General features: G+C 63.1%; 26 protein-coding genes. 13 read left to right on the top strand and 13 right to left on the bottom strand.

Features of this window, described 5'->3' with window-relative positions:
• The first annotated feature begins 4 nt into the window (after positions 1-4).
• The 9 genes from hemQ to I6E73_RS00775 all read left to right on the top strand — a co-directional run bounded on the left by hemQ (position 5) and on the right by I6E73_RS00775 (position 7,168).
• On the top strand, positions 5-685 hold the full coding sequence (hemQ, locus tag I6E73_RS00815) for a hydrogen peroxide-dependent heme synthase (protein ID WP_197122352.1): 681 nt from the start codon (positions 5-7) through the stop codon (positions 683-685).
• Positions 682-1,851 carry a ferrochelatase gene (locus I6E73_RS00810; RefSeq protein WP_197122350.1) on the top strand — a complete coding sequence of 390 codons (1,170 nt, stop codon included), beginning with the start codon at positions 682-684 and terminating at the stop codon, positions 1,849-1,851. The genes hemQ and I6E73_RS00810 overlap by 4 nt, the downstream gene beginning before the upstream one ends.
• Complete coding sequence (gene hemC / locus I6E73_RS00805) at positions 1,848-2,762, top strand: hydroxymethylbilane synthase (protein WP_197122348.1); 915 nt, start codon at positions 1,848-1,850, stop codon at positions 2,760-2,762. The genes I6E73_RS00810 and hemC overlap by 4 nt, the downstream gene beginning before the upstream one ends.
• Positions 2,759-3,754: a porphobilinogen synthase gene (hemB, locus tag I6E73_RS00800; RefSeq protein ID WP_197122346.1), complete on the top strand. Its 996-nt coding sequence runs from the start codon at positions 2,759-2,761 to the stop codon at positions 3,752-3,754. The genes hemC and hemB overlap by 4 nt, the downstream gene beginning before the upstream one ends.
• Positions 3,751-5,136: a glutamate-1-semialdehyde 2,1-aminomutase gene (locus I6E73_RS00795; protein WP_197122344.1), complete on the top strand. Its 1,386-nt coding sequence runs from the start codon at positions 3,751-3,753 to the stop codon at positions 5,134-5,136. Before hemB ends, I6E73_RS00795 begins: the two co-directional genes overlap by 4 nt.
• A 180-nt stretch (positions 5,137-5,316) precedes the next feature.
• Complete coding sequence (locus I6E73_RS00790; RefSeq protein ID WP_197106943.1) at positions 5,317-5,709, top strand: YtxH domain-containing protein; 393 nt, start codon at positions 5,317-5,319, stop codon at positions 5,707-5,709.
• Positions 5,710-5,716: 7 nt separating this feature from the next.
• A complete protein-coding gene (locus tag I6E73_RS00785) occupies positions 5,717-6,145 on the top strand; it encodes a phage holin family protein (protein ID WP_197109137.1) in 429 nt (142 codons plus the stop codon).
• Complete coding sequence (locus I6E73_RS00780) at positions 6,145-6,372, top strand: DUF3618 domain-containing protein (RefSeq protein ID WP_197122342.1); 228 nt, start codon at positions 6,145-6,147, stop codon at positions 6,370-6,372. Before I6E73_RS00785 ends, I6E73_RS00780 begins: the two co-directional genes overlap by 1 nt.
• Positions 6,373-6,415: 43 nt before the next feature.
• Positions 6,416-7,168 (top strand): uroporphyrinogen-III synthase, encoded by a 753-nt coding sequence (locus I6E73_RS00775; protein ID WP_197122340.1) that lies wholly within the window; start codon positions 6,416-6,418, stop codon positions 7,166-7,168.
• Between the two features lie 63 nt (positions 7,169-7,231).
• Here I6E73_RS00775 and I6E73_RS00770 read toward each other — a convergent pair whose 3' ends face one another.
• The 6 genes from I6E73_RS00770 to I6E73_RS00745 form a co-directional block, all read right to left on the bottom strand.
• Positions 7,232-7,639, bottom strand: a complete 408-nt coding sequence (locus tag I6E73_RS00770; protein WP_197122338.1) for a DUF1304 domain-containing protein — start codon at positions 7,637-7,639, stop codon at positions 7,232-7,234.
• A gap of 27 nt (positions 7,640-7,666) precedes the next feature.
• Positions 7,667-8,656 (bottom strand): MDR family oxidoreductase, encoded by a 990-nt coding sequence (locus I6E73_RS00765; protein WP_197122336.1) that lies wholly within the window; start codon positions 8,654-8,656, stop codon positions 7,667-7,669.
• A gap of 47 nt (positions 8,657-8,703) precedes the next feature.
• Entirely contained in the window at positions 8,704-9,729 is a 1,026-nt protein-coding gene (locus I6E73_RS00760) for a 6-phosphofructokinase (RefSeq protein WP_197106950.1), read from the bottom strand.
• Between the two features lie 65 nt (positions 9,730-9,794).
• A complete protein-coding gene (locus tag I6E73_RS00755) occupies positions 9,795-10,682 on the bottom strand; it encodes a rhodanese-related sulfurtransferase (RefSeq protein WP_197122334.1) in 888 nt (295 codons plus the stop codon).
• Between the two features lie 9 nt (positions 10,683-10,691).
• Entirely contained in the window at positions 10,692-11,210 is a 519-nt protein-coding gene (locus I6E73_RS00750) for a hypothetical protein (RefSeq protein ID WP_197122332.1), read from the bottom strand.
• A gap of 9 nt (positions 11,211-11,219) precedes the next feature.
• A complete protein-coding gene (locus tag I6E73_RS00745; protein ID WP_197122330.1) occupies positions 11,220-11,588 on the bottom strand; it encodes a hypothetical protein in 369 nt (122 codons plus the stop codon).
• A 45-nt stretch (positions 11,589-11,633) separates the two neighbouring features.
• Here I6E73_RS00745 and I6E73_RS00740 point away from each other — a divergent pair, with 45 nt between their 5' ends.
• The 3 genes from I6E73_RS00740 to I6E73_RS00730 all read left to right on the top strand — a co-directional run bounded on the left by I6E73_RS00740 (position 11,634) and on the right by I6E73_RS00730 (position 14,883).
• Positions 11,634-12,569, top strand: coding sequence for a DNA-3-methyladenine glycosylase (locus I6E73_RS00740; protein ID WP_197122328.1), 936 nt, complete (start codon positions 11,634-11,636; stop codon positions 12,567-12,569).
• 149 nt (positions 12,570-12,718) lie between these two features.
• A complete protein-coding gene (locus I6E73_RS00735; RefSeq protein WP_197122326.1) occupies positions 12,719-13,891 on the top strand; it encodes a heparan-alpha-glucosaminide N-acetyltransferase domain-containing protein in 1,173 nt (390 codons plus the stop codon).
• The gene (locus I6E73_RS00730) at positions 13,888-14,883 is read left to right on the top strand and encodes a hypothetical protein (protein ID WP_197122324.1); all 996 of its coding nucleotides are present in this window, start codon (positions 13,888-13,890) and stop codon (positions 14,881-14,883) included. Before I6E73_RS00735 ends, I6E73_RS00730 begins: the two co-directional genes overlap by 4 nt.
• Before the next feature lie 63 nt (positions 14,884-14,946).
• Here the strand turns inward: I6E73_RS00730 and I6E73_RS00725 are convergent, their stop codons facing one another.
• The 4 genes from I6E73_RS00725 to I6E73_RS00710 form a co-directional block, all read right to left on the bottom strand.
• Positions 14,947-15,792, bottom strand: a complete 846-nt coding sequence (locus I6E73_RS00725; protein WP_197122322.1) for a PHP domain-containing protein — start codon at positions 15,790-15,792, stop codon at positions 14,947-14,949.
• On the bottom strand, positions 15,789-17,204 hold the full coding sequence (locus tag I6E73_RS00720; protein ID WP_197122320.1) for an ADP-ribosylglycohydrolase family protein: 1,416 nt from the start codon (positions 17,202-17,204) through the stop codon (positions 15,789-15,791). Before I6E73_RS00720 ends, I6E73_RS00725 begins: the two co-directional genes overlap by 4 nt.
• A 71-nt stretch (positions 17,205-17,275) precedes the next feature.
• Positions 17,276-18,454, bottom strand: a complete 1,179-nt coding sequence (locus tag I6E73_RS00715) for a hypothetical protein (RefSeq protein WP_197122318.1) — start codon at positions 18,452-18,454, stop codon at positions 17,276-17,278.
• On the bottom strand, positions 18,451-19,401 hold the full coding sequence (locus I6E73_RS00710; RefSeq protein WP_197122316.1) for an ARPP-1 family domain-containing protein: 951 nt from the start codon (positions 19,399-19,401) through the stop codon (positions 18,451-18,453). Before I6E73_RS00710 ends, I6E73_RS00715 begins: the two co-directional genes overlap by 4 nt.
• A gap of 88 nt (positions 19,402-19,489) precedes the next feature.
• On the opposite strand from I6E73_RS00710, the gene I6E73_RS00705 reads away from it, so the two are divergent.
• Positions 19,490-20,167: an NUDIX hydrolase gene (locus I6E73_RS00705; protein WP_197122314.1), complete on the top strand. Its 678-nt coding sequence runs from the start codon at positions 19,490-19,492 to the stop codon at positions 20,165-20,167.
• Here I6E73_RS00705 and I6E73_RS00700 read toward each other — a convergent pair.
• The 3 genes from I6E73_RS00700 to I6E73_RS00690 form a co-directional block, all read right to left on the bottom strand.
• Positions 20,150-21,769: an SIR2 family protein gene (locus I6E73_RS00700; RefSeq protein WP_197122312.1), complete on the bottom strand. Its 1,620-nt coding sequence runs from the start codon at positions 21,767-21,769 to the stop codon at positions 20,150-20,152. The two genes, I6E73_RS00705 and I6E73_RS00700, sit on opposite strands and share 18 nt — an antisense overlap.
• Positions 21,770-22,355: 586 nt before the next feature.
• Positions 22,356-24,269 (bottom strand): DUF262 domain-containing protein, encoded by a 1,914-nt coding sequence (locus I6E73_RS00695; protein ID WP_197122310.1) that lies wholly within the window; start codon positions 24,267-24,269, stop codon positions 22,356-22,358.
• A 104-nt stretch (positions 24,270-24,373) separates the two neighbouring features.
• Positions 24,374-24,796, bottom strand: a complete 423-nt coding sequence (locus tag I6E73_RS00690) for a hypothetical protein (RefSeq protein WP_197122308.1) — start codon at positions 24,794-24,796, stop codon at positions 24,374-24,376.
• Between the last annotated feature and the right edge of the window lie 53 nt (positions 24,797-24,849).

Genomic DNA, 24,849 nt, shown 5'->3' with positions numbered 1-24,849 from the left:
GAGAATGGAAGACATGACAGACGTCGACAAGTCCACTGAAGTTTTGGGTTACACACTGTGGGCGGTTTTGCGTCGTGATCCGCACCGTCCGGCGCTCGCCGGCAACCTCGAACCGGCCGTTGCCGCTGTCGAGGCTCGCGGAGTCACCATCCGCGGTTTCTATGATGTCTCGGGCATGCGTGCCGACGCCGACATCATGATTTGGCTGCACGGCAACAATCCCGAAGACATTCAGTGGGCGCTGCGCGAACTGCGTCGCAGCGACCCGCTCGCCTCACTTCTTCCCACCTGGAACGCCATGGGTGTTCACCGCGACGCCGAGTTCTCGAAGAGTCACATGCCCGCGTTTATGCGTGGCAAGGAGCCAGAAGCCTGGCTCACCGTTTATCCCTTCGTTCGTAGCTACGAGTGGTACCTGCTGCCCGACGCCGAGCGCAGTACGATGCTCCGCGACCACGGCATCAAGGGCTCGGAGATGCCCCAGGTTCTCGCTAACACTGTCGCAAGCTTCGCGCTCGGTGACTACGAGTGGATGCTCGCGCTCGAAGCCCCCGAACTCGTTGACCTCGTCGACCTCATGCGTCACCTCCGCCAGACGGATGCCCGCTTGCACGTGCGCGAAGAGGTCCCGTTCTACACGGGCCGCCGCATCACTCTCGACGAGATCGCCGAGGTGCTCGCATGACGCACGTTCTCGGTGCAACGGATGCCGCGGCATCCGGCCCTGAACACGTCGAGGAGGCCGTGGCCTACGACGCCATTCTCCTCGCGAGTTTTGGTGGGCCTGAGGGTCAAGACGATGTCATCCCGTTCCTGCGGAATGTCACGCGCGGACGAGGAATCCCCGAAGAGCGCCTCGAAGAGGTCGCACATCACTACCGCGCGTTCGGTGGCATTAGCCCGATCAACGACCAGAACCGTGAGTTGAAGGCAGCGCTCGAAGCCGAGCTAGCTCGCCGCGGCATTGACCTGCCGGTGCTGTGGGGAAACCGCAACTGGAACCCCTACTTGAGCGATGCGCTCACCGAAGCCAACGAGCGCGGCTACAAGAAGCTCATTGCCGTGGGCACGAGCGCCTATAGCTCCTACTCGAGCTGCCGCCAGTACCGCGAAGACTACGCAATCGCTCTCGAGCAGACCGGTCTCGAAGGCACGATCCAGATCGACAAGGTGCGTCAGTTCTTCGACCATCCCGGTTTCGTTCAGCCGTTCATCGACGGCGTTCGTGACGGTCTCGCTCAGATTGCCGCCAAGGGCATTGCGCCCGAGAAGACGCACGTGCTCTTCACGACCCACTCGATTCCGTCGACGGATGCCGCCAAGAGCGGCCCGGAGTCGCGCGGTTTCGGAGAGGGCGGTGCCTACGCGGCGCAGCACCTCGCCGTCTCCGAAGTAGTCATGGCGGCGCAGGCGGAAGACTTTTCCGCCACCATGCTGCCGACGCACAGTCTCGTGTACCAGTCGCGCAGTGGCCCGCCCTCGATGCCGTGGCTGGAGCCCGACATCAACGATGCGATCGATGCGCTTGCCGCCGATGGCATCGAAGCGGTCGTCATCGTTCCGGTCGGATTCATTTCCGACCACATGGAAGTGAAATGGGATCTCGACACCGAAGCGTTGGAAACTGCGGGAGGCCACACCATGGTTGCCGTTCGCGTTCCCACGCCCGGCGTACATCCGGCGTTCGTCACAGGTCTCATCGACCTCGTGTTGGAACGCCGCGACGGAGTGCCGGTGGCAGACCGCCCCGCACTAACAACAATCGGCCCCTGGTACGACGTGTGTCGTCCGGGATGCTGTGAAAACGTGCGGCTCGGCTTCAAGCCGGCAGCCGCGGGGGTAGCACCGTGACCGTAATTCGTATTGGCACGCGAGGCAGCACACTCGCAATGGCGCAGACCACCACGGTGGCACGCCAGCTCGAAAGCAAGACCGGCGTCGAGACGGAAATCATTCCGATCTCCACTCAGGGTGACCGTTCAACAGAATCGCTCTCCACGATCGGCGGGCAGGGTGTGTTCGCGAACGCTCTGCGCGAAGCGCTGCTCGCGGGGGAGTGCGACGTTGTCGTGCACTCGCTCAAAGATCTTCCGACTGCTCCCGTGCCCGGTCTCACGATCGCGGCCATCCCCAAGCGTGCCGACGAGCGCGATGTGGTGTGTGCTCGCGATGGGCTCACCCTCGCGACGCTGCCCGCTGGTTCCACGGTCGGCACCGGTTCGCCGCGTCGTCAGGCTCAGCTGCGTTCGCTCTACCCCGACCTTGAGGTCGTAGACATTCGCGGCAACATCGATTCACGCCTCGACAAAGTCACCAACGGTGAACTGGATGCCGTCATCCTCGCCGCTGCCGGCCTCGCTCGTGCCGGTCGCTCGGCTGCCGTCACCGAGCACCTCGGCATTTCGGGCTGGCCAACCGCTCCCGGCCAGGGCGCTCTCGCGATCGAAACTCGCACGGGTGAAGAGAAGCTCGCGGCAGTGCTCGACCACAAACCCAGCCGCACGAAGACGGATGCCGAACGCTACGTTCTCGCTTTCCTCGACGCCGGATGCTCGGCTCCCCTCGGAGCGCACGCCGTGATCGACGACGGCCTCTTGTTCTTGGATGCGCGGGTCTACGCCCTCGATGGCTCCCGCTACCTCACCAGCTCGCACGCGCTGTACGTCAACGATGTGGACGACCCGGCGCGCGAGGCAGCCCAGCGGGTCGCCGACGATCTTCTGGCACAGGGCGCTGGGGAACTTACCGGGGCACGAGCGTGATCATCCGCCCCCGCCGTTTGCGGTCGAGCCCGGCGATGCGTCGCTTGGTCGCCGAGAACCGCACCCACCCGAACCAGCTCATTCTTCCGATGTTTGTGCGCGAAGGGCTCACCGAGCCTGCCGCGATCAGTTCGATGCCGGGCGTGCAGCAGCATTCGCTCGACTCGATGCGCCGCGCCATTGCCGAAGCCGCCGAGCTGGGCGTCGGTGGCGTCATGCTGTTCGGTGTTCCTGAGCACAAGGATGCCGAAGGCTCGGGTGCAATTGACCCGAACGGAATCCTCAACGTCGCCACGCGCGCCGCTGTCGCCGAGGCCGGCGACGCCCTCGTGGTGCAAACCGATCTCTGTCTCGACGAATTCACCGATCACGGTCACTGCGGCGTGTTGCGCGAGCGCACCCACCCCGTGACCGGCGTGACCGAGCTCGTCGTCGACAACGACGCCTCGCTCGAGCGCTACCGCGAGATGGGTGTTGCTCAGGCCGAAGCCGGCTCGCAGCTGCTCGGCCTCAGCGGCATGATGGATGGCCAGGTTGCCGCCGTGCGCGATGCTCTCGACACCGCTGGACACACCGACACCCCCTTGCTCGGTTACGCCGCCAAGTACGCCTCGGCGTTCTATGGCCCCTTCCGCGAAGCGGTGCAGTCCTCTCTTGAGGGCGACCGCCGGGCGTACCAACAGAACCCGGCCAACCGCCGCGAAGGCGTGCGCGAAGTCGAACTCGACATCGACGAAGGCGCCGACGTGGTGATGGTCAAGCCCGCGATGAGCTTCCTCGACGTGCTGGCCGACGCCAGCGCCATCAGCAGTGTGCCGGTGTGGGCGTACCAAGTCTCCGGCGAATACGCGATGATCGAAGCCGCCGCAGCGAACGGCTGGATCGACCGCCGCCGCGCTATCGAAGAATCAGTACTCAGCATCCAGAGGGCGGGCGCCGAAGCGGTGCTCACCTACTACGCAACAGAACTTGCAGAATGGCTACGCCGATGAGCACCAGCACCTCCACGAGTGGCACCACACCCGTAACCAACCAACAGTCGTTCGACCGTGCTCGCGGGGTGCTGCCCGGCGGCGTCAACTCGCCCGTGCGTGCGTTCGGCTCCGTCGGCGGAACGCCTCGCTTCTATGTGAAGGCCTCCGGCTCGTATGTGACGGATGTTGAGGGCCGGTCGTACATCGACCTCGTCAACTCCTGGGGCCCTGCCATCCTGGGCCACGCTCATCCCGAAGTGATCGACGCCGTTCAGCAGGCTGCGTCGCGCGGCCTCGGCTTTGGAGCATCCACTCCCGCCGAGACGGAGCTCGCCGAACTCGTGCGTGCCCGCATTAGCGTCGGGGGAGTGAGCCCGATCGAGCGCTTGCGCCTCGTCTCCACCGGCACCGAAGCGACAATGACGGCGATCCGTTTGGCTCGCGGTGCCACCGGTCGTCGCCTGCTCGTGAAGTTCGCCGGGCACTACCACGGCCACTCCGACGGGCTGCTGGCTGAAGCCGGCTCTGGCCTCGCGACGCTCTCGATGCCCGGCTCTGCTGGCGTCACCGCCGAGACCGCCGCTCAAACTCTCGTGATCGAGTACAACAACGTTGCCGCTCTTGAGCAGGTCTTCGCCGAACACGGCCACGACATCGCCGGTGTTATTTTCGAAGCCGCCGCCGCGAACATGGGTGTTCTCGCACCGCAGCCCGGCTTCAACGAAACCATCGTGCGCATCGCGCACGAGCACGGCGCCCTCGCGATCAGCGACGAAGTTCTCACGGGCTTCCGCGTTGACCCCGCTGGCTACTGGGGCTTGGATGCTCGCGCCGCCGCCGCGGCAAACCCCGAAGCCCCTGACGCCCGCTGGGTTCCCGACCTCTTCACCTTTGGCAAGGTCATCGGTGGCGGGATGCCGTTGGCCGCTTTGGGCGGTTCGGCTCGCATCATGGAGTTGCTAGCTCCGCTCGGCCCCGTCTACCAAGCTGGCACCCTGAGTGGAAACCCCGTCGCCGTCGCTGCGGGCCTCGCTACGCTGCGGCTCGCTGACGACGCCGTGTATTCGCGGCTCAACCAGGTTGCCGAAACTCTCTCGACCGAAACATCGGCCGCACTCTCCGCCGAGGGTGTTGAGCACGTTGTGCAGCACGCGGGCAACCTGTTCTCGTTCGTGTTCAGCGGCGCCGAGCCCATGAACTTTGCCGACGTGAAGGCCCAGCAGGGCTACCGCTACGCACCCTTCTTCCACTCCATGCTGGAGTCGGGGGTGTCACTGCCTCCGAGTGTGTTTGAGGCGTGGTTCGTGTCGGCAGCCCACGACGATGGCGTGGTCTCGAAGATTGTCGAGGCACTGCCCGCCGCCGCGAAGGCTGCCGCCGCGGCATCCGCCCCGCAGTAGCAGCGAGAAGGGATGCTGGGCTCGCGGGGGCCTCGGAGCGTGATTCCGTTCGCCACAATGACTCGTCTGTAAACTCTGTGTGAGTTCTGGACGCAGCCCTATGCCAATCTGAGAATATGCTCCAGACTAGTTACCTGCGATAACAGAAAAAGCTGACCACCGTCTGCAGTTATCGCGAGTATGTTGGAAGAACCAACCGGCAACGAAATGGAGTTCACCATGAAGGGCAAGATCCTCCTAGTAGTAGGACTCGGCATCGGCTACGTGCTCGGAACCCGCGCTGGCCGCGAAAAGTACGAAAAGATCAAGGCCACGGCAGGCAAGCTGTGGAACGATCCCCGCATCACGCAGCAACGCCATAACGCTGAAGACTTTGTGAAAGACAAGGCTCCGGATGTTGCGGAGTTCCTTGCAGACGGCGCCAAGAAGGTCGTCAAGCAGGTTGCCTCCAGCAAGAGCAACAAGTCGGCGTCAGAAGAAGTGACGACCACCAGCAGCGCTCCCAAGAAGAAGCCTGCCGCCAAGAAGTCTTCGTCAGCGGCATCCACGACGAAGTCCACCAACTCGAAGTAGGGCTGCCATGTACGGTGAATCACCGAATACAGACTCGCAGCGCGACCCCAAGCGGTCACTGGCTGCACTAATCGCCGACGTGCCTCGCCTTCTCGGCGACCTCGTGCGCGGAGAGATCGAATCGCTCAAGAGCGAGATGGTCGACAAGCTCAAGCACGCGGGCATTGGCATCGGGCTGTTTGTGGGCGCCGCGTTTGTCGCGCTGTTCGCACTGATGGTTCTCATCGCCGCTGCCGTGCTTGGCTTTGCTGAAGTAGTGCCAGCCTGGGCCGCCGCGCTGATCGTGGCCGGCATCCTGCTGCTCATTGTGGCGATCCTTGTGTTGGCGGGCGTTGCGCTCGTCAAAAAGGGAACCCCACCGGCACCCACCGAAACGATTGAAAGTATTAAGAGCGACGTTCGTGCCATCAAAGGCACCCGAAAGCGGAGGTCATAATGTCTGAAGAGACCAACAAGAGCATCGAGCAGGCTCGCGCCGAACTCGAAAAAACACTCGACGCGATCGAAGATAAGTTCAACGTCGGCAAGCGTGTTGATGAAGTTGCAACCACCGTGCGCAACTCGTACGAGAGCAACCCGCTGCCGTGGATTATTGGCGCAGCAGCGGCCGCAGTCTCTGTAGTTGCTGTCGTTGCATGGGCAATTCTCAGCGACGACGACTAGCTCGATTAGCGTCTGACTCCCCAACAGGGGGAGTATAGAGAGCATGGCAAGAAAAGCACTCGATGGTTTGCGCGTGCTCGTCCCGCGCGGAGGCAATTGGGGCGACAGCGTCGCAGCACTTTTGAGGGGTCACTCGGGCATTCCCGTGATCGCACCCCTCATCAATTTCGCGCCCTCAGAGAATGTTCCGGCGCTCGCCAACGCCTTTCATGAACTCAATGATGGGCAATTCGACTGGATCGCTGTCACGAGCGCGACCACCGTTGATGTGCTGATTGCGAGCGACGTCAAGATCCCCGAAAACACCAAGATCGCTGCTGTGGGAGAAACCACCGCCAGCGCACTCATGCTTGCCGGACACCGGGTCGATTTCGTTCCCGAGTTCGATAACTCCGGTCGCGGGCTCGTCAAAGAGTGGCCCGATGCATCACCCGGTCTGCGGGTTCTGGCACCGCAATCGAACCTTGCCGATACGACGCTGGTTGATGGGCTCGGTGCACTCGGTCACGAGGTAGTGAGCGTTTCGGCGTACAGCACCGTCGGAGTGCCCGTGGCTGACAAGGTGCGGGAGGATGTCGCATCCGGTCGCATCGGAGCCGTGCTGATCAGCTCTGGCTCAGTAGCGCGTCAAGTGGCCGAGCAACTCGCGCCGCTGCCCGACGACACCATCGTCGCCTGCATCGGACCGCGCACGGCGTTCGACGCGCGTGCTGCTGGACTCGCCGTGCACGTGATCGCTGAAGACCGCTCGAGCGAATCTCTCGTCGAGACGCTCGTGGAGTACCTGCGCCGCTAGCGGGTGGTGAGGCCCGCCAGCGGGCGAAGGTTGCCGTGGCGGTTGCCGCCCGTTCGTGCGGTCTTAGCCGACGTTGAGGGCCAGCACCAGGAAGATGATTCCGAGCAGTGGCGGGGTGCCCTGGATGATCGCGGGACGCAGCATCGTCTTAGGCTGCGACGTGACCAGCACGATCGCAGCGAGCACCATGCTGAGTGCGCCAAACATGGCGAGGGCAATGCCGGCTGGCCACAGGTTGGTGGTGCCCATGAGCACGAGACCCGTTCCGGCGCCGAGAGCGAGGAAGACGTTGTAGAAGCCTTGGTTGTAGGCCCACGGCTTCACGGCATCCGCATCCTGGGGTCGCACTCCGAAGATTTGCTGCACGCGAGGCGTGTGAAAGAGCACGCTCTCCATGAAGAAAATCATGAGGTGCACGAGCGCGGCGAGAAAGATAAAAGCTGATCCGAGGATTGCCAAAACAGTGTTCATGCTCAAAAGTGTGGCACAGCCGGGTTGCTAGCCGTGCACGTCGATGACCGTTCGACCGCGGATGCGCCCCGCAATGATGTCTTCTCCGGCCGCGATAGCGTTGCTGAGCCCGATCGTGGAGGTCGTGCTCTCGAGCAGGCTGAGGTCGAGATCGCGCTCAAGGCGGTCCCACGTTTCGAGGCGGTGTGCTCGCGGAGTGAAGACCGAGTTGATGCCGACGAGGCTCACGCCGCGCAAAATGAAGGGCATCACGCTCGTGTGTAGATCGCTCGATTGAGCGTTGCCGCACGCGGTCACCGTTCCGCCGTATTCGGTGGTGGCGATGGCCGAGGCGAGTGTCGTGCCGCCGACGGCGTCGATCGCCCCGGCCCAGCGTTGTTTCATGAGCGCTTTCGGCTCGGCGCTGAGTTCGGCGCGGTCAATGATGGTGGTGGCGCCTAGCGCGCGCAGGTAGTCGTGTTCGCTTTCGCGACCAGTGGATGCCGTCACGCTGTACCCGAGCTTGGTGAGCAGGGCGATGGCCACAGACCCCACTCCGCCGGCAGCACCGGTGACGAGAACCTCGCCGGAGACGCCTCCACGCTCGATGGCGAGCACGGAGAGCATGGCCGTGAACCCTGCCGTGCCGATGGCGGCGGCCTGATGATTGCTGATTCTTGCGGGCACCGGAACGACCCAATCGCCGGGAACGCGCGCGCGCTCCGCGAAACCACCATGGTGGGTTTCACTAAGACCGCAGCCGTTCACCAACACACGCTGACCAGCACTAAAGCGGTCATCCGTCGACTCGGCGACGACGCCGACGAGGTCGATGCCGGCGATCAGGCGCGGGGCGCGAACGATGCCAGGTCTGCCGGTGAGGGCGATGCCGTCTTTGTAGTTGAGGCTGGAGAACTCGACATCGATCGTGACATCTCCGGGCATCAGGATGCTGTCATCCAGTTGCTCGGAGAGCTCGACGTGCGCCGGAGCTTGTCGGTCGGACTCGTTCTTGACTACTTCGATTCCACGCCACATACCGTCAGCCTAGAACCGCAGGCTGGGTTCTGAGTCAGAAAGTCGGTTTAGCCGAAGAGAATCGCAGCTTCGTCGTAGCGCGACTGCGGCACCGTGTTGAGCTTGCCGAGGGCATCTTCGAACGCCACGTTGGTGATCTCGGTACCCTGCAGCGACACCATGCGACCCCAGCGACCGTGGATGACCGCGTCGACGGCGGCGAGTCCGTAGCGAGTGGCAAGAACCCGGTCGTAGGCGCTGGGAGTTCCACCGCGCTGGATGTGTCCCAGAGTGGTCGAGCGAGTTTCGAGGCCGGTGAGAGCTTCAATCTCGGGCGCAAGCATGTCGCCGATTCCGCCGAGGCGCGGGCGACCGAAGGCGTCGAGGCCGCGCTCGGAGTGGGCGTCGTCCATGGTGTCGAGGGTGAAGCCTTCGGCAACAACAACGAGAGGGGCGCGGCCGCGGTCGCGAGCCGAAGTGACCCACTCCACGATCTGTGCCATCGAGGTCTTCTGTTCGGGGATGAGAATCGCGTGGGCGCCGGCAGCCATGCCCGAGTGCAGAGCGATCCAGCCAACATGGCGGCCCATTACTTCAGCAACCATGCAGCGGCCGTGCGAGTCGCCGGTGGTGCGCAGGCGGTCCATGGCGTCGGTCGCGATCTGCGTGGCAGTGTCGAAGCCGAACGTGTAGTCGGTGGCGGAAAGGTCGTTGTCTACCGTCTTGGGGACTCCGACGATCTTGATTCCGGCATCCGTCAACCGCTTGGCGGCAGCAAGCGTGCCCTCGCCGCCGATGGCGATGAGGGAGTCGACCCCGAGGCGTTCCATGTTTTCGCGCACAGTGTCTGCGCCGTCGGTGCCCTCGAAGGGGTTCGTGCGCGAGGTGCCCAGAATGGTGCCACCCTGCTTGGAGATGCCCTGAATGTCTTTGCGCGTGAGGGGCATGGCGTCGCCTTCAACGACTCCACGCCAACCGTCGCGGAAGCCGACGAACTCTTTGTCGTAGACCTGTGTGCCCTTGAGCACGATGCCGCGAATAACTGCGTTCAACCCGGGGCAGTCGCCACCGCTGGTCAGGATTCCGATCTTCATGAACCCATCATGGCGCATTTTTGTGCGTTTCCGAGCCACGATCTGGTTCGCAGCACCGCGTCGCTTTAGTGGCTGATTGATGCTTCTGTGATCGGATGCGCGGCACACGCCACGGAGTCTGCGTGCTCATCGCACACCACGAACTGCTCGCGGCAGGCCTTGTTGTGGCAATTCTCGACCCGTTTGGTTGCCGCACCGCACTGGTAACAGCGGCCAATCGCTTCGGTGTCTGCCGTGAAGTCGATGGCCATGCGCTTGTCGAAGACGTAGAGCGAACCGTTCCACAGACCGGAGTCGCCGTACTTTTCGCCGTAGCGAACGATTCCGCCCTCGAGTTGGTAGACCTCGCCGAATCCGCGGCTGCGCATAAGAGAAGAGAGCACCTCACAGCGGATGCCGCCCGTGCAGTACGTGACGACGGGCTTGTCTTTCAGGTGGTCGTACTTGCCGCTGTCGAGTTCGGCGACGAAGTCACGAGTGGTGGCGACATCCGGAACTATCGCATCGGTGAATTTGCCGATCGCGGCCTCGATGGGATTGCGGCCGTCGAAGAAGGTGACCTCCTTGCGGGCAACGAGCTCGTGGAGTTCTTCGGGGCTGAGTTTCGTGCCGCCGCCAACGACGCCGTTTTCGTCGACCTGCAACTCACCGGGGGCGCCGAAGCTCACGATCTCGTCGCGCACCTTCACGCTGAGCTTCGGGAAGTCGTCGCCCTGACCCTCGCTCCACTTGAAGTCGATGTTCTTGAACGCCGGATACTCCCGCGTCTTGCGCACGTAACGCTTAATGTCTTTGAGCTCGCCGCCGACGGTGCCATTCATGCCGTCTTTGGAGAGGATGATGCGACCGCCGAGCCCGAGGAACTCACAGAGGTCGCGCTGCCACAGCCGCACAGCCTCCGGATCGGCCAGCGGCGTGAACACGTAGAAGAGAAGGATCTTAGGAACAGCCACAGGCCAAGTTTACGGCTGTTGGCTGGGGGCGGTGCTTTCGCTGGTGCTTTCGCTGGCGCTTTCGCTGGCGCTTTCGCTGGCGCTGGCGCTGGCGCTGGCGCTGGCGCTGGCGGTGGGGCTGGATGCCGCAGGCGTGTCCACAGTCGTGTCGGCTTCTTCGGCTTCGGCGGCGTCGACCTCGGACTGGAGGAAGAGCATCCACTCGTCGTAGATCTGGTCGGGGCGCAGGAAGACGCGGCCGATGGTCTGGGCGGGAGTGCGACCGGAGTCGGGGAGGAGCCGGTGCCAGAGCATCCCGCGCACCAGCGTTGAGCCCAGCAAGAAGCTGAGGGCGTACGCGATGAGGGCGTTCAGGGCGTGCTGCAGCGGGGCGACGTCGGGCTGCAGGAGCAGCACGGCCATGGCGCCGGCGAAGCCAAGAAGGATCGCCCCCACACGGAGGAGGGGCCGAGGTGCAGGCACGTGAACCCTGGCGTAGACGGCCCCGATGAGGAGACCGCCGATGACCGCTCCGATGAAGATAAGCATGAGCGCAGTTTAGTCAGCGGCGGTGGTCTGGCCTTCGGAGAGTTCGCGTTCGGCGAGCATCGTGGCGTACTGCTTGGCTGTGAAGGAGTTGTCGTAGAGCTCGCGCACGAAGAACGCCCAGTACGACATCCCGGCTTCGGGAAAGCGATGTTTCCAACCCCAGGCAGCGTAGAGCGCCCTGGAGAGTAAGACGATCGCTAAGAAAACGAAAGGGGCGATCCAATTGGTGCGATCGAAAGCGAAGAGGAAACCCACGGCGGCGACGATCACAAGCACACTGCCGACGAGAGCTGGCCGGCTGGAACGCGGCTTGCGGGCATCCACTTGAAGCATCCCGGCATAGGCGCCGAGGAGGAGCATGGTGGTGAAGGTGAACATTGTGAGTGAAACTCTACGTCAGGGGTGCCGCGTAATCTAGGGCGCATGACTGAAGCGCTCGCTGCCGCCGAGCCTCTGCGCCTGCGTTTCGCGCCCGGGCGGCCCGTCGATGTGTGCGCCACCCTGCAGCCGCTCAAGCGTGGTGCCGGTGATCCGACTATGCGAGTGGATGCCACGGGCACTTGGCGCACGATGCTCACCCCTGCCGGCCCCGCAACCTTGCTTCTCGTGCAGCACCAGTCGCATGTGGAGTGCACCGCGTGGGGTGCTGGAGCTGAGTGGGCGATCGACAGCGTTCCCGAGCTGCTGGGGGAGGGCGACGACTGGAGCGACTTCGACATTTCGGCGCTTCCGTTTGCCGCTGAGGCGCAGCGGCAGAACCCCGGTCTGCGGTTGGCTCGCACTCGACTCGTTTTCGAGGCACTCGTGATGGCCATTCTGGAGCAGAAAGTCACGGGCATCGAGGCGAAGCGGGGGTGGCGCATCCTCGTCACGAAGTTCGGTTCACCAGCGCCTGGGCCAGCCCCGGCCGGGATGCGTGTGGTGCCGACGCCGCAGGAGTGGTCACGGATTCCGTCGTGGGAGTGGCACCGTGCCGGGGTCGGGCCGCAGCGTTCGGCGACCGTGATGCGCGCGACTCAAGTAGCGGCATCCCTTGAGCGCACGGCCGACTGGGGCCGCGGCGGGCCGCGCATCGAGGCCGCCCTGCGATCAGTTGTGGGCGTTGGCGTGTGGACGGCCGCCGAAACGATGCAGCGCTCGCACGCCGATCCCGACAGCCCCAGCGTCGGCGATTACCACCTCGCCGCCGTCGTCGGCTGGGCCCTTATCGGCGAACCCGTCGACGATGAGCAGATGCTCGAACTGCTCGAGCCCTGGCGCGGCCACCGTCAGCGGGTCGTGCGACTCATCACGGCATCCGGGTTTCGCAAGCCGGCGTTTGGTGCGCGCATGACGATTCAGGATCACCGGGGGCACTAGCGCCACTAGGGAGTAGTAGGGCTCTGGGCTCGACTCAGCGCGAACGAAGCTGTGGAAGCGCGGTGGTATTCTTCTGCGAGGCAGTCCAGCGCCCACCGGGCATTAACTGCGTCAGTTCATTCGGCCAGGAGCCGGGATTCGGGGAGCGCATGGCCAACGAGCGCGCGTCGGTAGCCGTCAACGGCCCAGCCACTGCGACGAAGAATCGCATCGACGCTCTCGATTGGGCCCGGGGCTGGATGCTCGTCGCCAGCTTGGGTGTCAACAGCGTCATCATTTCCATCCCGCTGCTTGACCACGCTCCCTGGGCAAGTGTCATGCCCATCGATCTCATTTTTCCGCTGTTCGTAACCCTCGCCGGTTGCGGAATGGCGTTCGCGTTTCATCGTCAGGTTGAGCCTTGGGGCGTGCTGCGCCGGGCACTTGTGCTTGTCGCTCTTGGCCTCGGGTTCAACGCAGTCGTCGACGCAACGGCGTCACTGACAGAGCTGCGGTTCACGGGAGTGTTGCAGCTTTACGCTGTCGTGATCGTCGTGATGGCCTTGCTGCACCTCGTCACGCGCAGCTGGCGAGGCTGGGCGCTGCTGACAATCGTGCTCGCTATCTCAAACACGGTGATGCTCTCGAGCTTCGCGCGCTCGTGTGTCGCGACTCTACTCACGCCTGAGTGCAACCCGTCTGGCCCGCTCGACTCGCTCCTCTTTGGAGCAACCCACATCTATAGGAATGGTCTCGCCGGGCACGACCCCGAGGGAATCATTGCGATCATGGGTGCTCTCGTTTCTACAGCAGCCGGGGCGACACTGGGGCATCTGATTCTGCGCTTCCGCAAGGACGAGGCGGCAAGTTCAACGCGAATTCCCATCACCACCGTGCCGATTGCTCTCGCCATCGCCGCACTGCTCGGGCTCGCAGCGGCGCTGTGGCTTGGCCCCGACCTGCTGGCCGGTGGGCCGGTGCCGCCAATGAAGCGGTTGTGGACAGCACCTTTCGCCTTGAGCATCGCGGCCATTGCCGCTCTGCTCCTCTGGTTGGGTCAAGTCGCCTTGCCTTCGAGTAAGTTTCGAACCGAACGGCAGAGCCGCTTCTGGACGCCATGGGTTGCACTAGGGCGCAATAGCCTGCTGGCCTACTTTGGCTCGCACTTGATGATGCTGTTGCTCAACCGGCCACTCCCCGGCGGGACGTCGGTCACCGGCGCCTTCGCCAGCCTGTTTCCGTCAGCAGTTCTCGCCCAACTCGTGTGGACAATGCTGTGGCTAATGTCGTGGGTTCTGCTCTCTATAGTGCTTCACCGCCGCGGTTGGTACGTGAAGCCGTGAGCCTTCATCGCGCAGTTAAATGGTTCGTCGCTGTCACGTTGATTGTGGGGGTGACGGCAAGTCTTGGCGCGATCGCGCAGGCCCGAACCACTATCGAGCCCAGCGCGGTCATCTTTGTCGGCCCGCATCCGGATGACGAGTTTCAGTACTGGTCTCTATTCGAGAATCGTGCTGACGTTTATAGCGTGGTGGTGTTGCTGACACGGGGAGAGCAGACCGGATTCTGCGCCCCAGAGGGGTTCGAAGCCGGATGGCAACCCGATCTGGAGCCTGCTCCGGAGCCAATCCCCGAGGCCAAGTACAGCGAAGCCTGCGCCGAAGCGCGAGTGAATTCATTTGTGCAGTACTTCAGCGACATGGTTCAGGAAGATGAGACTATCCCCGGTCGATTTGCGGACCCGGTGACCTCTGCGCCGCTACCGGACCCCAATGGTGTTGTCTGCCGAATCGACGAGACTGACGAATGCACAGTCTCGACCACCGTTGACGTCTATCGTGACCTCGATGACCGCGGAGCCTTGCTGGTGTTTGACCTCGGTGATGGCGACCTGAGCGACGCCGAGGTCGAATGGGCCCTGCGCGCCACGCTCGACACATTTGTGCCTGAGCTGGTCGGCGACGATGCCACAATCGCAGGAATCGTCGGGTCGTATTCCACCCCAGAAGGCGGATACGCTGGGTGCTTCGCCTACCCGCACCCCGACCATATTGCGATCGATACCGTGCTGTGGGCGACCGACTTCGGGGCCGGATTCCAAGCCGCCGCAACCTGCGCGACTGACCCGCGCCGCCAACTGTTTGACCGGGTTTCGGATGCCGCGACCGCAGCTGCGTTCGCGACCGAGCCCGTCGAAAACTCCGACGACGTCTATCGCACCGGCGCGCACACCGCGAACTACGGCTGGTTGCATGCGACGTACTATCCCGTCGCGAGCCACGGCGAAAGTGAACTCTTCCGTCAGGACCAAACTTTCTGGGTTCGCTATTGGTGATCTGCTTGTTCGGGTCGCGTGCGAGCGTGTGCGCTGCGCGAGTGAGATAGGAGCGGTTCTCGACTAGACGAGCCCCATTCCTGAAGTTGCGCTCGCGAGAAGCTCGTCGAGCACGCGTCGTTCGGTGGTGTTCTCGCCAAGGCGGTTGGGTTTATTGGTGGCGTGGTAGTCGCTGGAGCCGGTCATCCGCAGTCCTAAGTCGGTTGCGAGAGCGGTGAGTTCTGCGCGGGCAAGGGCGGTGTGCTCGCGGTGGTCAACTTCGAGACCAAAGAGTTCGGCATCCCGCAGCTCAGCGATCTCGGCGGCGGTAAGGCCATTGCCCCGCTCTCCGTCTCGCGGATGCGCGATGACCGTGACTCCGCCAGCTTTCTGTACGAGGTCAACAGCGGTGAGCGGGCTCATCCGTATCAAGGGGACAAGGTATTTGCTGCCGTCCGCGAGAATATTCGTGAAAGCGTCACGCGGAGTAGGGACCGCTCCTATCGCCACTAGCTCGGCCGCGATGTGCGGCTTGCCCAGCATCGTGCCGACACCGGCGCGCTCGGTAATCGACTCGAACGAGACAGCGAAATCCTGCTGGAGGCGCTCGATAATCGCCCGGACACGATCCTCCCGTTGCTGGGGAGCTTTCGCGAGTTCTGCGAGCAGCTCAGGCGCGTTCGGATCGAACAGGTACGCCAGCATGTGCACTGTGCCGCCCCGGGCATCCGTCGTAGAAAGCTCGGCACCACGAAGTAAGCGGATGCCCTGCTGCTGTGCGGCGACGGATGCTTCTGCCCAGCCCGCCGTCGTGTCGTGATCGGTGAGGCCGATGACCGACAGCCCAGCTTCGGCGCCCAAACGCATCAGCTCGGCAGGGGAGTCGAGACCATCGGAGACCGCCGAGTGCGTGTGGAGATCGATCATCATTCGGATGCTCCCTTTGTTGGGACCAAACTAGCGTCGGCAAGCGCCGCCCGAAACGCCCCGTTCGGGCGAGCGTTCGGCAGGGCCGCGCGCACCTCAGCCAACGCAGTGTCGATCGGTACCCCGAGGTGCCGCGCGGCATAGAGCGCAGCGACCGTGGGGGTGCGGCTGTGCGCCTGCACGCAGTGGAGCAGCACCGTGTGGCCTTCGGCGCGCAGGGCGGCCACGGCATCCGCTGCATCGGCGAGCACGAAGAGCAGGTTCGGGTTTTCGGAGGGCGTCGACTTGTCGATCAGGCGCACCTCGACGCGGTGGCGGATGCGGGCCGGCACCTGCTGGGAGCCGATGCGGCAGAGTGACACCACTGCATCCACTTCGGGCGGAAGCGCGTCGAGCGCGCCGACAGCGCCGAGCCAGACGCCGGCGTCGTGCGGATGCCGCACGAGCGTCGACACATCACCTAACTCGGTGTAGTCGATGCGTTCGGGCACCGGCTCGCCTCGCACGACCTCGGTGGAGAGGCGTACCAGGTCGAGGCTCGTGAGGTTTGGCCAGCCGTGCACGATGCGCTGCCAGGCGGCGGGGATCGCGGAGAGTCCCCAGTGGGCACCCATGAGACCGCCCGCAATCGCGGCAACGGTGTCGGCATCGCGGCCACCCCGCACGGCACGCTCGAGGGTGTCGACGAGGCTCTCGCCGTTGACGATCGCCGACCACGCGGCCTGTAGCGCTTCCACAACCCACCCGTTTTTGGTGAAGTCGCGGGGCTGCCGGGTCTCAGCGTCCGCGATGAATGCGGCCCAGCGGGCGGCGCGATCGGGGGCGAGGGCCGAAAGCCCGACACGAACATCCGCCTCGCCGGTGAGGATCGCGTGACGGATGGCGAGGCTCCAGAGCACGCAGGCGTCGCCGGCATCCTCATCAAAGTGGGTGAGGTCGCTGATCGCGCGGGCTGCCTCGGCGAGCCCCGTGGCGTCGCCGAGGTAGGCGAGAGCGACCGGGGCGGTGCGCATGAGCGAGCCGTTGCCGCCACTGCGACCGCGAGCATCATGCACGCGGCGGGCGGATGCTCGGGCGGCGCTCGCGGTAGGTTCGATGCCGCGCAGCACTCCGCTGGTCTGCACCCCGACATCCGGAGCCGTCTTCGCCCAGTTGACCCAGGCTGCGACGATCTCGTCGAGCACAGCCTCGTCGCGCAGGTCACGACCGGAGGCCGCCGCGCGCAGGATCGGCACGGCCATGGAGGTGTCGTCGGTCCATTCGCCGGGCGCCCAGCCGAAGCCGCCGCCGCCCTTCATCGAAACCTCGCCTTCGAAGGGAGGCCCAAATTCGTAGCCGGCGCCGAGAGCATCGCCGCAGGCCATCGCGAGCATCACGCCAGTGGCGCGATCAGTTTGGGCACTAGAAAGTTTCATGGGGTCTCCGTGGGGTCGGATGCTGCATCTTTACGGGTTGAATAGCTCGGCTGGGCCTCAGCGCGAGTGCTTCACTCGGGCGTCGCCTGCAGCAGCTGCCGGGCGTGAAAATACTTGTTCGACAGCCGTACCTGAAGGTCGTAGTCGAGCTTGCGAAAACGCCACTCGGCGAGGTTGTCATCAATGTCGGCAAGCTTCACCGCGAGAGCGATCGGATGGTGGCGGATGCCTTCGTAATAGTCGGCGTCGGCGACATCCTCTCGCCTAGTCAGCAGCACGACCGCCTCCACGATCTCGGGCAGCATCCCGGCCTTCAGCAGGTCGGATGCGGTGATGTCGGTGTCTTCGATCACATCGTGCAGCCACGCGGCGCAGTGCTCGACCGGCTGGCTCAGCCAATCGAAGCTCTCGGCCACCCGGGCAGGGTGATCGATGTAGTCGTAGCCGAGCTTGTCGGTCTGCCCGCGGTGGGCGATCGACGCAATGCCGACGGCGATGCCGTGCTGCACCATGGCATCCACTTCGGTCATGAGCATGTCGTCTTCTTCATCCATGGGGTCTTCCTCTTCGTCGTTGGTGTCGGGTTCGTCGTCAGAGTCGCTGGCGGCATCGAGGGCGTCGGCAGCAGCGGCGTCAGCATCAGCAGCGTCAGCATCGGCGGTTTCGGCGACCGCGACATCCTGAATCTCGCGTTTCGGTGTGTTGTCAGTGGCGCCCGGCGCTACCTGCTCGATATCACTTTCGCGGACGTTGCAGAAGTGGGTATCGTCGTCGTCTCGGTAGTAGAGGAACATGCTCTGCCCAATCTCCTGCCAGTGATCGACGATCCATTGAAAGTAGCGACGCCGGTCGTTAATGGTGATCGCCGTGAAGATGCCGACGGTGTGGAACCCTGTGTCGGTGGCTTGGGTGTAGTAGCGCTGCTCATCACCGTAGCGTCCGCTGAGGAGCGGGGGTGCTTCCTCCTCGCTAGCGTCGGTGATGAACACGTCGAGGTTGAAGTGCGGGGGGATGGCTACAGCGACCCCGTCGTGGTGATCGATGAGGCCGATCTCGGCAACCGCGCGCTTTTGCTCCGAGTTCAAGCCGGGCCATTCCAGTGGGGCGTCCGCTTCGTTTCCGGTTGCGAGCGCTCGCCGCAGAATGGGGTGCTCGCTCATTTCGTGCAGCGGCACGTACGTGGGCAGCAGTGGTCGGGGCTTCATTAGCCAATCATTGAAGTCGTCGTCGTAGAAGGGGCTCTCGCTCATGCGTTCTCCAATAGGGGGTGCGCGTCGTCAAACGCGGTGAGGTGGATGATGCTGGCTGGTGGTGCACTGGTGCTGGTGTGCATGTTGGTGTGCTCGTTTGTGTTCACGATTCCGGATGCCCGCAGTCGGCCCTGTTGTGACCGTACTGCGCGGGCGAGCCCCGCGTCTCCGCCGTCTTCGAGGGTCACGCCCTGCAGATGACGGGTGAAGACGCGGGCGTCGTGGGCGGTGGTGCGCCGCTGCGGGGCGAGCTGGGCATCCAGAGCGGCGGCGGCGAGGATGCCCTGCCACCTGCTGCGCAGCCCGGCAGTGTTGCCGAAGAGCTCTGCTCCCATCACGCGGCCGCCGATGCCGATGATGACGCCGCGCTGGCCGTCGAGTGGGCGGGCTTCGAGCGGCGCGGAACGGTCGAGATGATCAAGCATCGACGAACTGGCCGTAGCGCCGAGGGCGTTCTCGAAGCGGCTGATGCGCTGCCACACTTCGGACTGCTGGCTACCGCCGCGTTCGCCGTCGCCGCCCCCTGCGTTACCGCGCCGCACGCTGAGCGCACTGCGGCGGCCGCTAGCCTCCTGGGCGCCTTGGGTCTCCACCGAGCGTGCGCCCCAACGCCCGGCCTCGACGCAGAACACTTCGGCGACGCGCGCCTCGAAGGGTTCGAGTAGAAGGCTGCGGGCGAGCATCCGATCCTGCCAACCGCCTTTGAGGAGGTCTCCTTCGAGGGCGACGATGGGGCGGGCGGTGCTGTTGTGCAGCACGAGTTCGCCGACGACGGGGGAGCCCTCGCGTTCAGCGGTGCGGATGCTGCTGGCCTTCCAGTCGAGGCCGGTGACGCGGGGAGAGTCGACCCAGAGGGGGAAGATGCTGAGGGCGCCGTGGTGGCTGCCGTGGCCGACGTGGAGCTGGGGGAGTGGTCTGTTCTGGTGGCGGTGAATCTCTCTGTTCATGATGCCTCCGATAGTTAGCGCATTGTCGCGCAAATTCAGAGTATGACACCCCACTGACATTTAGCGCGAATCTGCGATAATCGTCTGTATGGAGATCTACCGCGACTCACCCGACCGGGCCCTGACCGACTACCCGCGCCCCTCCGTCGCCGTCGACACCGCGGTGCTCACGGTTCCGCCGGCCGGCGAGCTCAGCGTGCTGCTGGTGCGCGCGGGTGCTGCCAGTGGCACCGGCACCGGCTCTGGTACCGGTACCGGCACCACCTGGCGCCTGCCGGGCACCTTCCTGCACGAGGGCGAGTTGCTGGCGGATGCCGTGCTGCGCTCCCTGCGCACCAAGGCCGGAGTCTCCGGCTTGTCGCCCCGCCAACTCCACGTCTTCGATGATCCCGCCCGCGACAATCGCGGCTGGGTGCTCTCGGTCGCCCACCTCGATGTGGTGCCGTGGCCGAGCCTCACGATCGACGAGTCCCTCGCGAAGGTAGTGCCGGTGGCGGATGCTGGCGCCCTCCCGTATGGTCACAACGACATCCTCGACCAGGCGGTGGCCACCCTCCGCACACGCTACGCGGCAGCCCCCGACCCGGCCGGCCTGCTGCAGCACCCCTTCACCCTGCGCCAACTGCAGCACCTGCACGAAACCATCGCGGGCGAACCACTCATGCGCGACAGCTTCCGCCGCGCTATGGAGCCGCAGCTCGCAGCAACGGGGGAGCTCGCCGCCGGCACGGTGGGGAAGCCGGCGCGACTATTTGTGCTGCGGTGAGCCGCCGAGCTCTTCGAACATCTGCTCGACGAGTCGCCAGCCGGCGGCATCCTTCTCGTCAGCAGTTGCACTGATTTTGAGGGCGAGGAGCTTCTCTCGGAGAGTGGCTTCGCCCGGTGAGAGCGCCGATGCGAAGTCGTTGTCGAGCAAGTAGGAGTGGGAATCGGTCGCGAAGACCAATAGTGCGTCAAGGAAGATCTCGAGTTTTCGGCCGGCATGAGCAATCCGGTCGCTTGTCGCGGTCGCGGCGTCGATGGGCGAGGAGCCCTCCATCGGCAGCAGGTCGAGTTGCCCCTTCCAGAGCGTTGCATCCAAGGGATCGGCGAGCATAGTAATCGCGGTGGCGTATCCCGGGCCGCTCGGATCGTTCGGGAGTGATTGACGCACGTCGTGGATAATCTGGTGAAAGTGATCATCGGCAAGCCCGAAGCCGACGAACATCAAGTGATGGGTGATGAGGTTCGCTTTAACGATGGCCGAGAGAGCTTCTCGGGTCGTGTTGTAGCCGAGGTAGTCATCGCGAGTGAGCACGATGCTCGCGGGGTCATCGACTGATCCGTGAAGCTTGAGAAGCCATTTGTTCGACACAGTTTTGGAGGTGGCGCCGGGGATTACGGTGCGTGGATCGTTGGCATCCGAAGCCGCGCGCTCGAACAGGTCATCGTAGTTAAGCGTGATGGCTTGTTCTGTTCGCAGGCTCGCCAGCAAGGCGGGTGCGAGCCCGTACCGTTCAACGGACACCGCGGCAGCAATCTCCACGCCAAACTGCTCTGCGCCCGACTCGCTGCCCCTTTCGTGTGCGAGATCGAGGTAGCGCTCCCGCAGATAGGCGGCCTGATCGAGGGCACTTCGGTTGGCTCGGGTGAGCGACTCGGTTTCGGATTCACTCATATCGATACCCGCAGCTAGCTTCTGGATCAGCTGACTCCAGCTGGGGCCGCCCGCGCTCACACTCACTCCTGCGCCCATGAACGGCACGAGTTTTCCCTCGCGGGCGAAGGCGGCAAGCTCCTGTGCTTTTTGCATAAGGCCCGGGCCTAACTCGGGCCACTCGTACCCGGCCCGCTTCTGTTGAGCGAGCGCAAATACCTGTGGGTCTCTCAAAACGATGACAACGTCGACGTCGTTCTCAAGTGCACCGAATTTCGCGCTCTCGAGTAGCGCCTCGAGTACTTGCCCACGTATTGCGCCGCCGCCACCTTTACCGGTGCCGAACGCGGGCATCGCAAGAAGTGGCTTCGGGCGTCGGTGCTTAGATTGGCGATCTTTCGCTAGCGTTGCCCCGAGCGAGATGAACGCGCGAACGGCACTCGCCAGATCGCGAAGATCAGCCTCAGTGCGGATTCCTTGGAATGGCACCGCTGTGAGGACCGGCAGCGGTCGATCCGCATCCCAATCGATGACTTTGGTGGCGAGTATCGCGCCCTGCTTGAACAACTCGTTTTTCGACCCAGCGATCTTCTCGGCGAGGCCGCTGACCCCAGTCTCATCGCTGGTCCAGTGATCTTCGACCCTGAAGCCGCGATCTGTCGGAAGCATCCACGCGTCACACTCGACGTGCGTGAGATCTCCAAGGGTGACGAATACGTGAGGGGTGGTCATGCTCTAACACTAGCTACGCGATGCCTTATCTCGCCGGATGACCGTGGGTCTGAGCTTGCTGTCCGGTGGGTGCTGTTCCGCGTGACGAACCTCTTGCTGGCGCGAAAACGGGTTGGGTCTACTTTCGAGACGCCTTCTTCGCTTTCAGCTCGGCAATCTTTTTGTCTTTTTGAGCGATTTTTGCGTCTTTCGCCGCGAGCCTTCTCTTGAGCATGGCGACTCTTTTGTCACTGGCCGCTGAGGCGTCGTGCTCTCTTGCAGTCCTATTCGTGGCACCACTAGTTCGTCCCATGATCGTCTCCTCTGTGAACTGACGGGTTGCACCTGATGATACTTGTGCACGACAGCGATGAAGGCTCACTCTGGGTTGAGATCGCCATAAAACGAACGAATGCCGTGAACTTTCTCGCTTCAGCGCTGGGCCTGCCGAGAGGGGACGAACTTTCGATGTTCGTCGAGCGTGCAGTTTGCGAACACGTTTAGCCCCCAATCACAGGAATCTAAGCGTCCATTGTTGCTTGGGAGGCCGTCGCGTTCGGGTGTCGAGCTGCTGAAGGTCGCACGACAACGTTTCTTTCGTCGGCCGCTACGAGGCGATAGTCATCTCTGCTTCGTTTTCGTCAGTGTCGTCCTCTGCGTCATCTTCCTCGGCAGCGTTGAATTCGCGGAACACCGAGCGCCCGGTCGCTTCCTCGATCAGCAGTACCAATTCCTCTTGACGGGCTCGCATGAACCCGGCAAAGTCATCCGCTCTCAGAAGTGCGGGATCGATGAGATGGCTACGCAGTGCCTCGTCGACGGCGTGTGCCTCGGCGTGGTCGCTGGCGTCGGTACTCTCGAGTTTGCCTAAGTACGCGCTCGGCGCAGACCCTCCGATGATGCGGTTCGTTCTCGCAGAGAGAGGAGTCTTATTGATGATCGAGTCGAATTCGGTGCGATCGATGCCCTGCGCCTTGCACCAGTCTTGAGGGAAAATGTGGTGAATATCCACGTTTTCATCGAAGAAAACGGTGTGGACGAATTGCTGTCCTGTACGAAAGTCCTTAGCGCCGGCACGCAGCAGTAACGCGTTAACGCCCTTATACGCAGCGGATAGGCGCATGCGCATTGTCTTGAGGCGCTCAGCGCGGAAGGCGGCGTCGGTGACAGTAGATGGTTCGACCCCTCCGTCGATCCATGCGGGAACTTCCAGAAAATCTTTCGCGATTCGGGTATCGGTTGTTGAGCCGTAGAGTTCGCCGAAGACACCGTTCCAGTACCACTGCACTACTTTGTCCCGCACGGAGGTGATCTCGATTCTGTTTCCCAAATCCGCGAGGATCGCAGCTAGGGGCACAATCTGGCTCTGGTACGGGAGGTCGTAAACCCGGTAGATCCCCAGGCCGATGAGGAACTTCGCCGCCCGCAGAAATCCGTCGTCGGCAAGCTCTTGGTAGCGCAGGTACGACTCAAGGGGAAGGCTCAGCAGCGACTGGCGGTTGGCCGAAACCTTGGGCAGGTCTTTGCCCTGCTTACCTTCTTCTGCGGCTTTCCGTCGGTTATCTCGTGTGTGGAATAGGGAGACTACCTGCAGGAAGTCAGTATTACCGACCCCGCTCAGAACTCCTGATTTCTCGGAGGGAAGGCGCAAGGCTTCCTTGAGGCGCGCCTGTCGGCCGATCGATTGCTCGTCGCCGTACCAGTCACGTCTCAGCTCATGGCCGTCAACGGCATACATCGCGGTGATTAGCTCGAAGGCGTCTAGGGGCTTTCCTCCGGTGTTTACCTTTTCGAAAACAACGCACACTGCTTCTTTAGAAGTGGACTTTCCTAGTGCGATCACGGGCACTTGGTAGTTGGCAAAATTGTCGAGCACTTCTGTCTTGAACTGGCGTACCTTCGTCCGCAGCTCTTTAAAGTTTTCTCGGTCTTCGCCCCACTCGAAAACCGCATCCATCCAGTCGTCCCAACGGAAAACCATGGACATCGGGTACATCAAGTTCTCGATTTCTAATTCTCGAGTGGAGAGATCCAGCGAGACTTCGCGACCGAAGTTCGATCGGACGATGCGATCTTCGGGAACGCCTACGATTGCTTCTTCGCGGTCGATGTCAGGGTCTAGGGCCTTGTTGATATCGATGTAGAACCAGCGCTTCACCTTTTTGTGCTTGGGAGTCACAGTGTGAACGACTTGGTCGCGGAGTGTCACCTGGTAGAGAGACGTCATGCGCTGTTGGCCGTCTAGAAGAAGAGACTCTGGTGAGAGCACCGCACGCGCTTGTTCCGGCGCACCTTCGACTGGGCGAGGCTTGAATTCGACGTTGCCGCCAGACTCGAGAGTCATGAGCGCACCGACCGGGAAACCTCGCGAAACAGATGCGATCAGGCTACTAATGCGGTCTTCGTCCCACACCCAACTCCGCTGAAAGTCGGGGAGTTGAAGCTTGCCTGACTCACAATCCCGCAATAAGTCTTTGAGGAAGTAAGGGTGAGTAGTGAACGTTGATGCTGCAGTAGACAAAGTAATCCCCCGGGTAGTTTGAGACCGTTATTCGAACCTACGGCAAGCCGAACCACGTGGCGTGGCGACTCTCTGTGGGAAGACATCTGCAGCTATTCCGTGGCTTACGCCATGAAATCGTCGCCGGTCAGCCACCGGACTCCGTGCGAGTGGCTTACGACGAGGCCAGCGAGCTCGACACCGCTCGACTGACAGGCGGCGGTTATCGACCGTGCCCACAAACGGTCTGTGGGCGTGAACCGCTCACCGCCGAGGCGTTCGAGAACGAAGACGGCAGCGTGAACGTCGTCGATCAATGAAGCTCCGGCGATGACTCCGGCCGCTCCACGCTCGATCTGCTCATCGTCATTGGCAGCGTTGGTATTGACCCGGACCAAATGCCGCAGTTGCAGCTTTTCTGCGTTCAGTAGGAGCAGCCATAGCCTCGCACTGCTTGCTGCGCCCACGAGACTGGTGACACGATCGACTATTTGACTGCCGGTCTGAAGGGGCAGCGACCGTGAGCGTTCGTAGCTGAGACTTGCCATGCACCCATAGTTCTTGGGTGCATGGCGGTAGGTTCGGCGCTAGTGAGATCAGT

Origin of the sequence: Salinibacterium sp. SWN248 (assembly GCF_015864575.1) — a bacterium.
Taxonomy (GTDB): Bacteria; Actinomycetota; Actinomycetes; order Actinomycetales; family Microbacteriaceae; genus Rhodoglobus.
The sequence above is the reverse complement of the archived record's forward strand: the minus strand, read 5'-3'. Positions and strand labels throughout refer to the sequence as shown.

Coding starts and splice junctions, on each gene's coding strand:
- I6E73_RS00770 (WP_197122338.1), bottom strand. CDS start 7,639: ATGAACACTGTTTTGGCAATCCTCGGATCAGCTTTTATCTTTCTCGCC.
- I6E73_RS00690 (WP_197122308.1), bottom strand. CDS start 24,796: ATGGCAAGTCTCAGCTACGAACGCTCACGGTCGCTGCCCCTTCAGACC.
- I6E73_RS00745 (WP_197122330.1), bottom strand. CDS start 11,588: ATGTTCACCTTCACCACCATGCTCCTCCTCGGCGCCTATGCCGGGATG.
- I6E73_RS00740 (WP_197122328.1), top strand. CDS start 11,634: ATGACTGAAGCGCTCGCTGCCGCCGAGCCTCTGCGCCTGCGTTTCGCG.
- I6E73_RS00705 (WP_197122314.1), top strand. CDS start 19,490: ATGGAGATCTACCGCGACTCACCCGACCGGGCCCTGACCGACTACCCG.
- I6E73_RS00775 (WP_197122340.1), top strand. CDS start 6,416: ATGGCAAGAAAAGCACTCGATGGTTTGCGCGTGCTCGTCCCGCGCGGA.
- I6E73_RS00720 (WP_197122320.1), bottom strand. CDS start 17,204: ATGAAACTTTCTAGTGCCCAAACTGATCGCGCCACTGGCGTGATGCTC.
- I6E73_RS00750 (WP_197122332.1), bottom strand. CDS start 11,210: ATGCTTATCTTCATCGGAGCGGTCATCGGCGGTCTCCTCATCGGGGCC.
- hemQ (WP_197122352.1), top strand. CDS start 5: ATGGAAGACATGACAGACGTCGACAAGTCCACTGAAGTTTTGGGTTAC.
- I6E73_RS00785 (WP_197109137.1), top strand. CDS start 5,717: ATGTACGGTGAATCACCGAATACAGACTCGCAGCGCGACCCCAAGCGG.
- I6E73_RS00700 (WP_197122312.1), bottom strand. CDS start 21,769: ATGACCACCCCTCACGTATTCGTCACCCTTGGAGATCTCACGCACGTC.
- I6E73_RS00765 (WP_197122336.1), bottom strand. CDS start 8,656: ATGTGGCGTGGAATCGAAGTAGTCAAGAACGAGTCCGACCGACAAGCT.
- I6E73_RS00795 (WP_197122344.1), top strand. CDS start 3,751: ATGAGCACCAGCACCTCCACGAGTGGCACCACACCCGTAACCAACCAA.
- I6E73_RS00760 (WP_197106950.1), bottom strand. CDS start 9,729: ATGAAGATCGGAATCCTGACCAGCGGTGGCGACTGCCCCGGGTTGAAC.
- I6E73_RS00810 (WP_197122350.1), top strand. CDS start 682: ATGACGCACGTTCTCGGTGCAACGGATGCCGCGGCATCCGGCCCTGAA.
- I6E73_RS00715 (WP_197122318.1), bottom strand. CDS start 18,454: ATGAGCGAGAGCCCCTTCTACGACGACGACTTCAATGATTGGCTAATG.
- I6E73_RS00725 (WP_197122322.1), bottom strand. CDS start 15,792: ATGATGATCGATCTCCACACGCACTCGGCGGTCTCCGATGGTCTCGAC.
- I6E73_RS00735 (WP_197122326.1), top strand. CDS start 12,719: ATGGCCAACGAGCGCGCGTCGGTAGCCGTCAACGGCCCAGCCACTGCG.
- I6E73_RS00780 (WP_197122342.1), top strand. CDS start 6,145: ATGTCTGAAGAGACCAACAAGAGCATCGAGCAGGCTCGCGCCGAACTC.
- I6E73_RS00710 (WP_197122316.1), bottom strand. CDS start 19,401: ATGAACAGAGAGATTCACCGCCACCAGAACAGACCACTCCCCCAGCTC.
- I6E73_RS00790 (WP_197106943.1), top strand. CDS start 5,317: ATGTTGGAAGAACCAACCGGCAACGAAATGGAGTTCACCATGAAGGGC.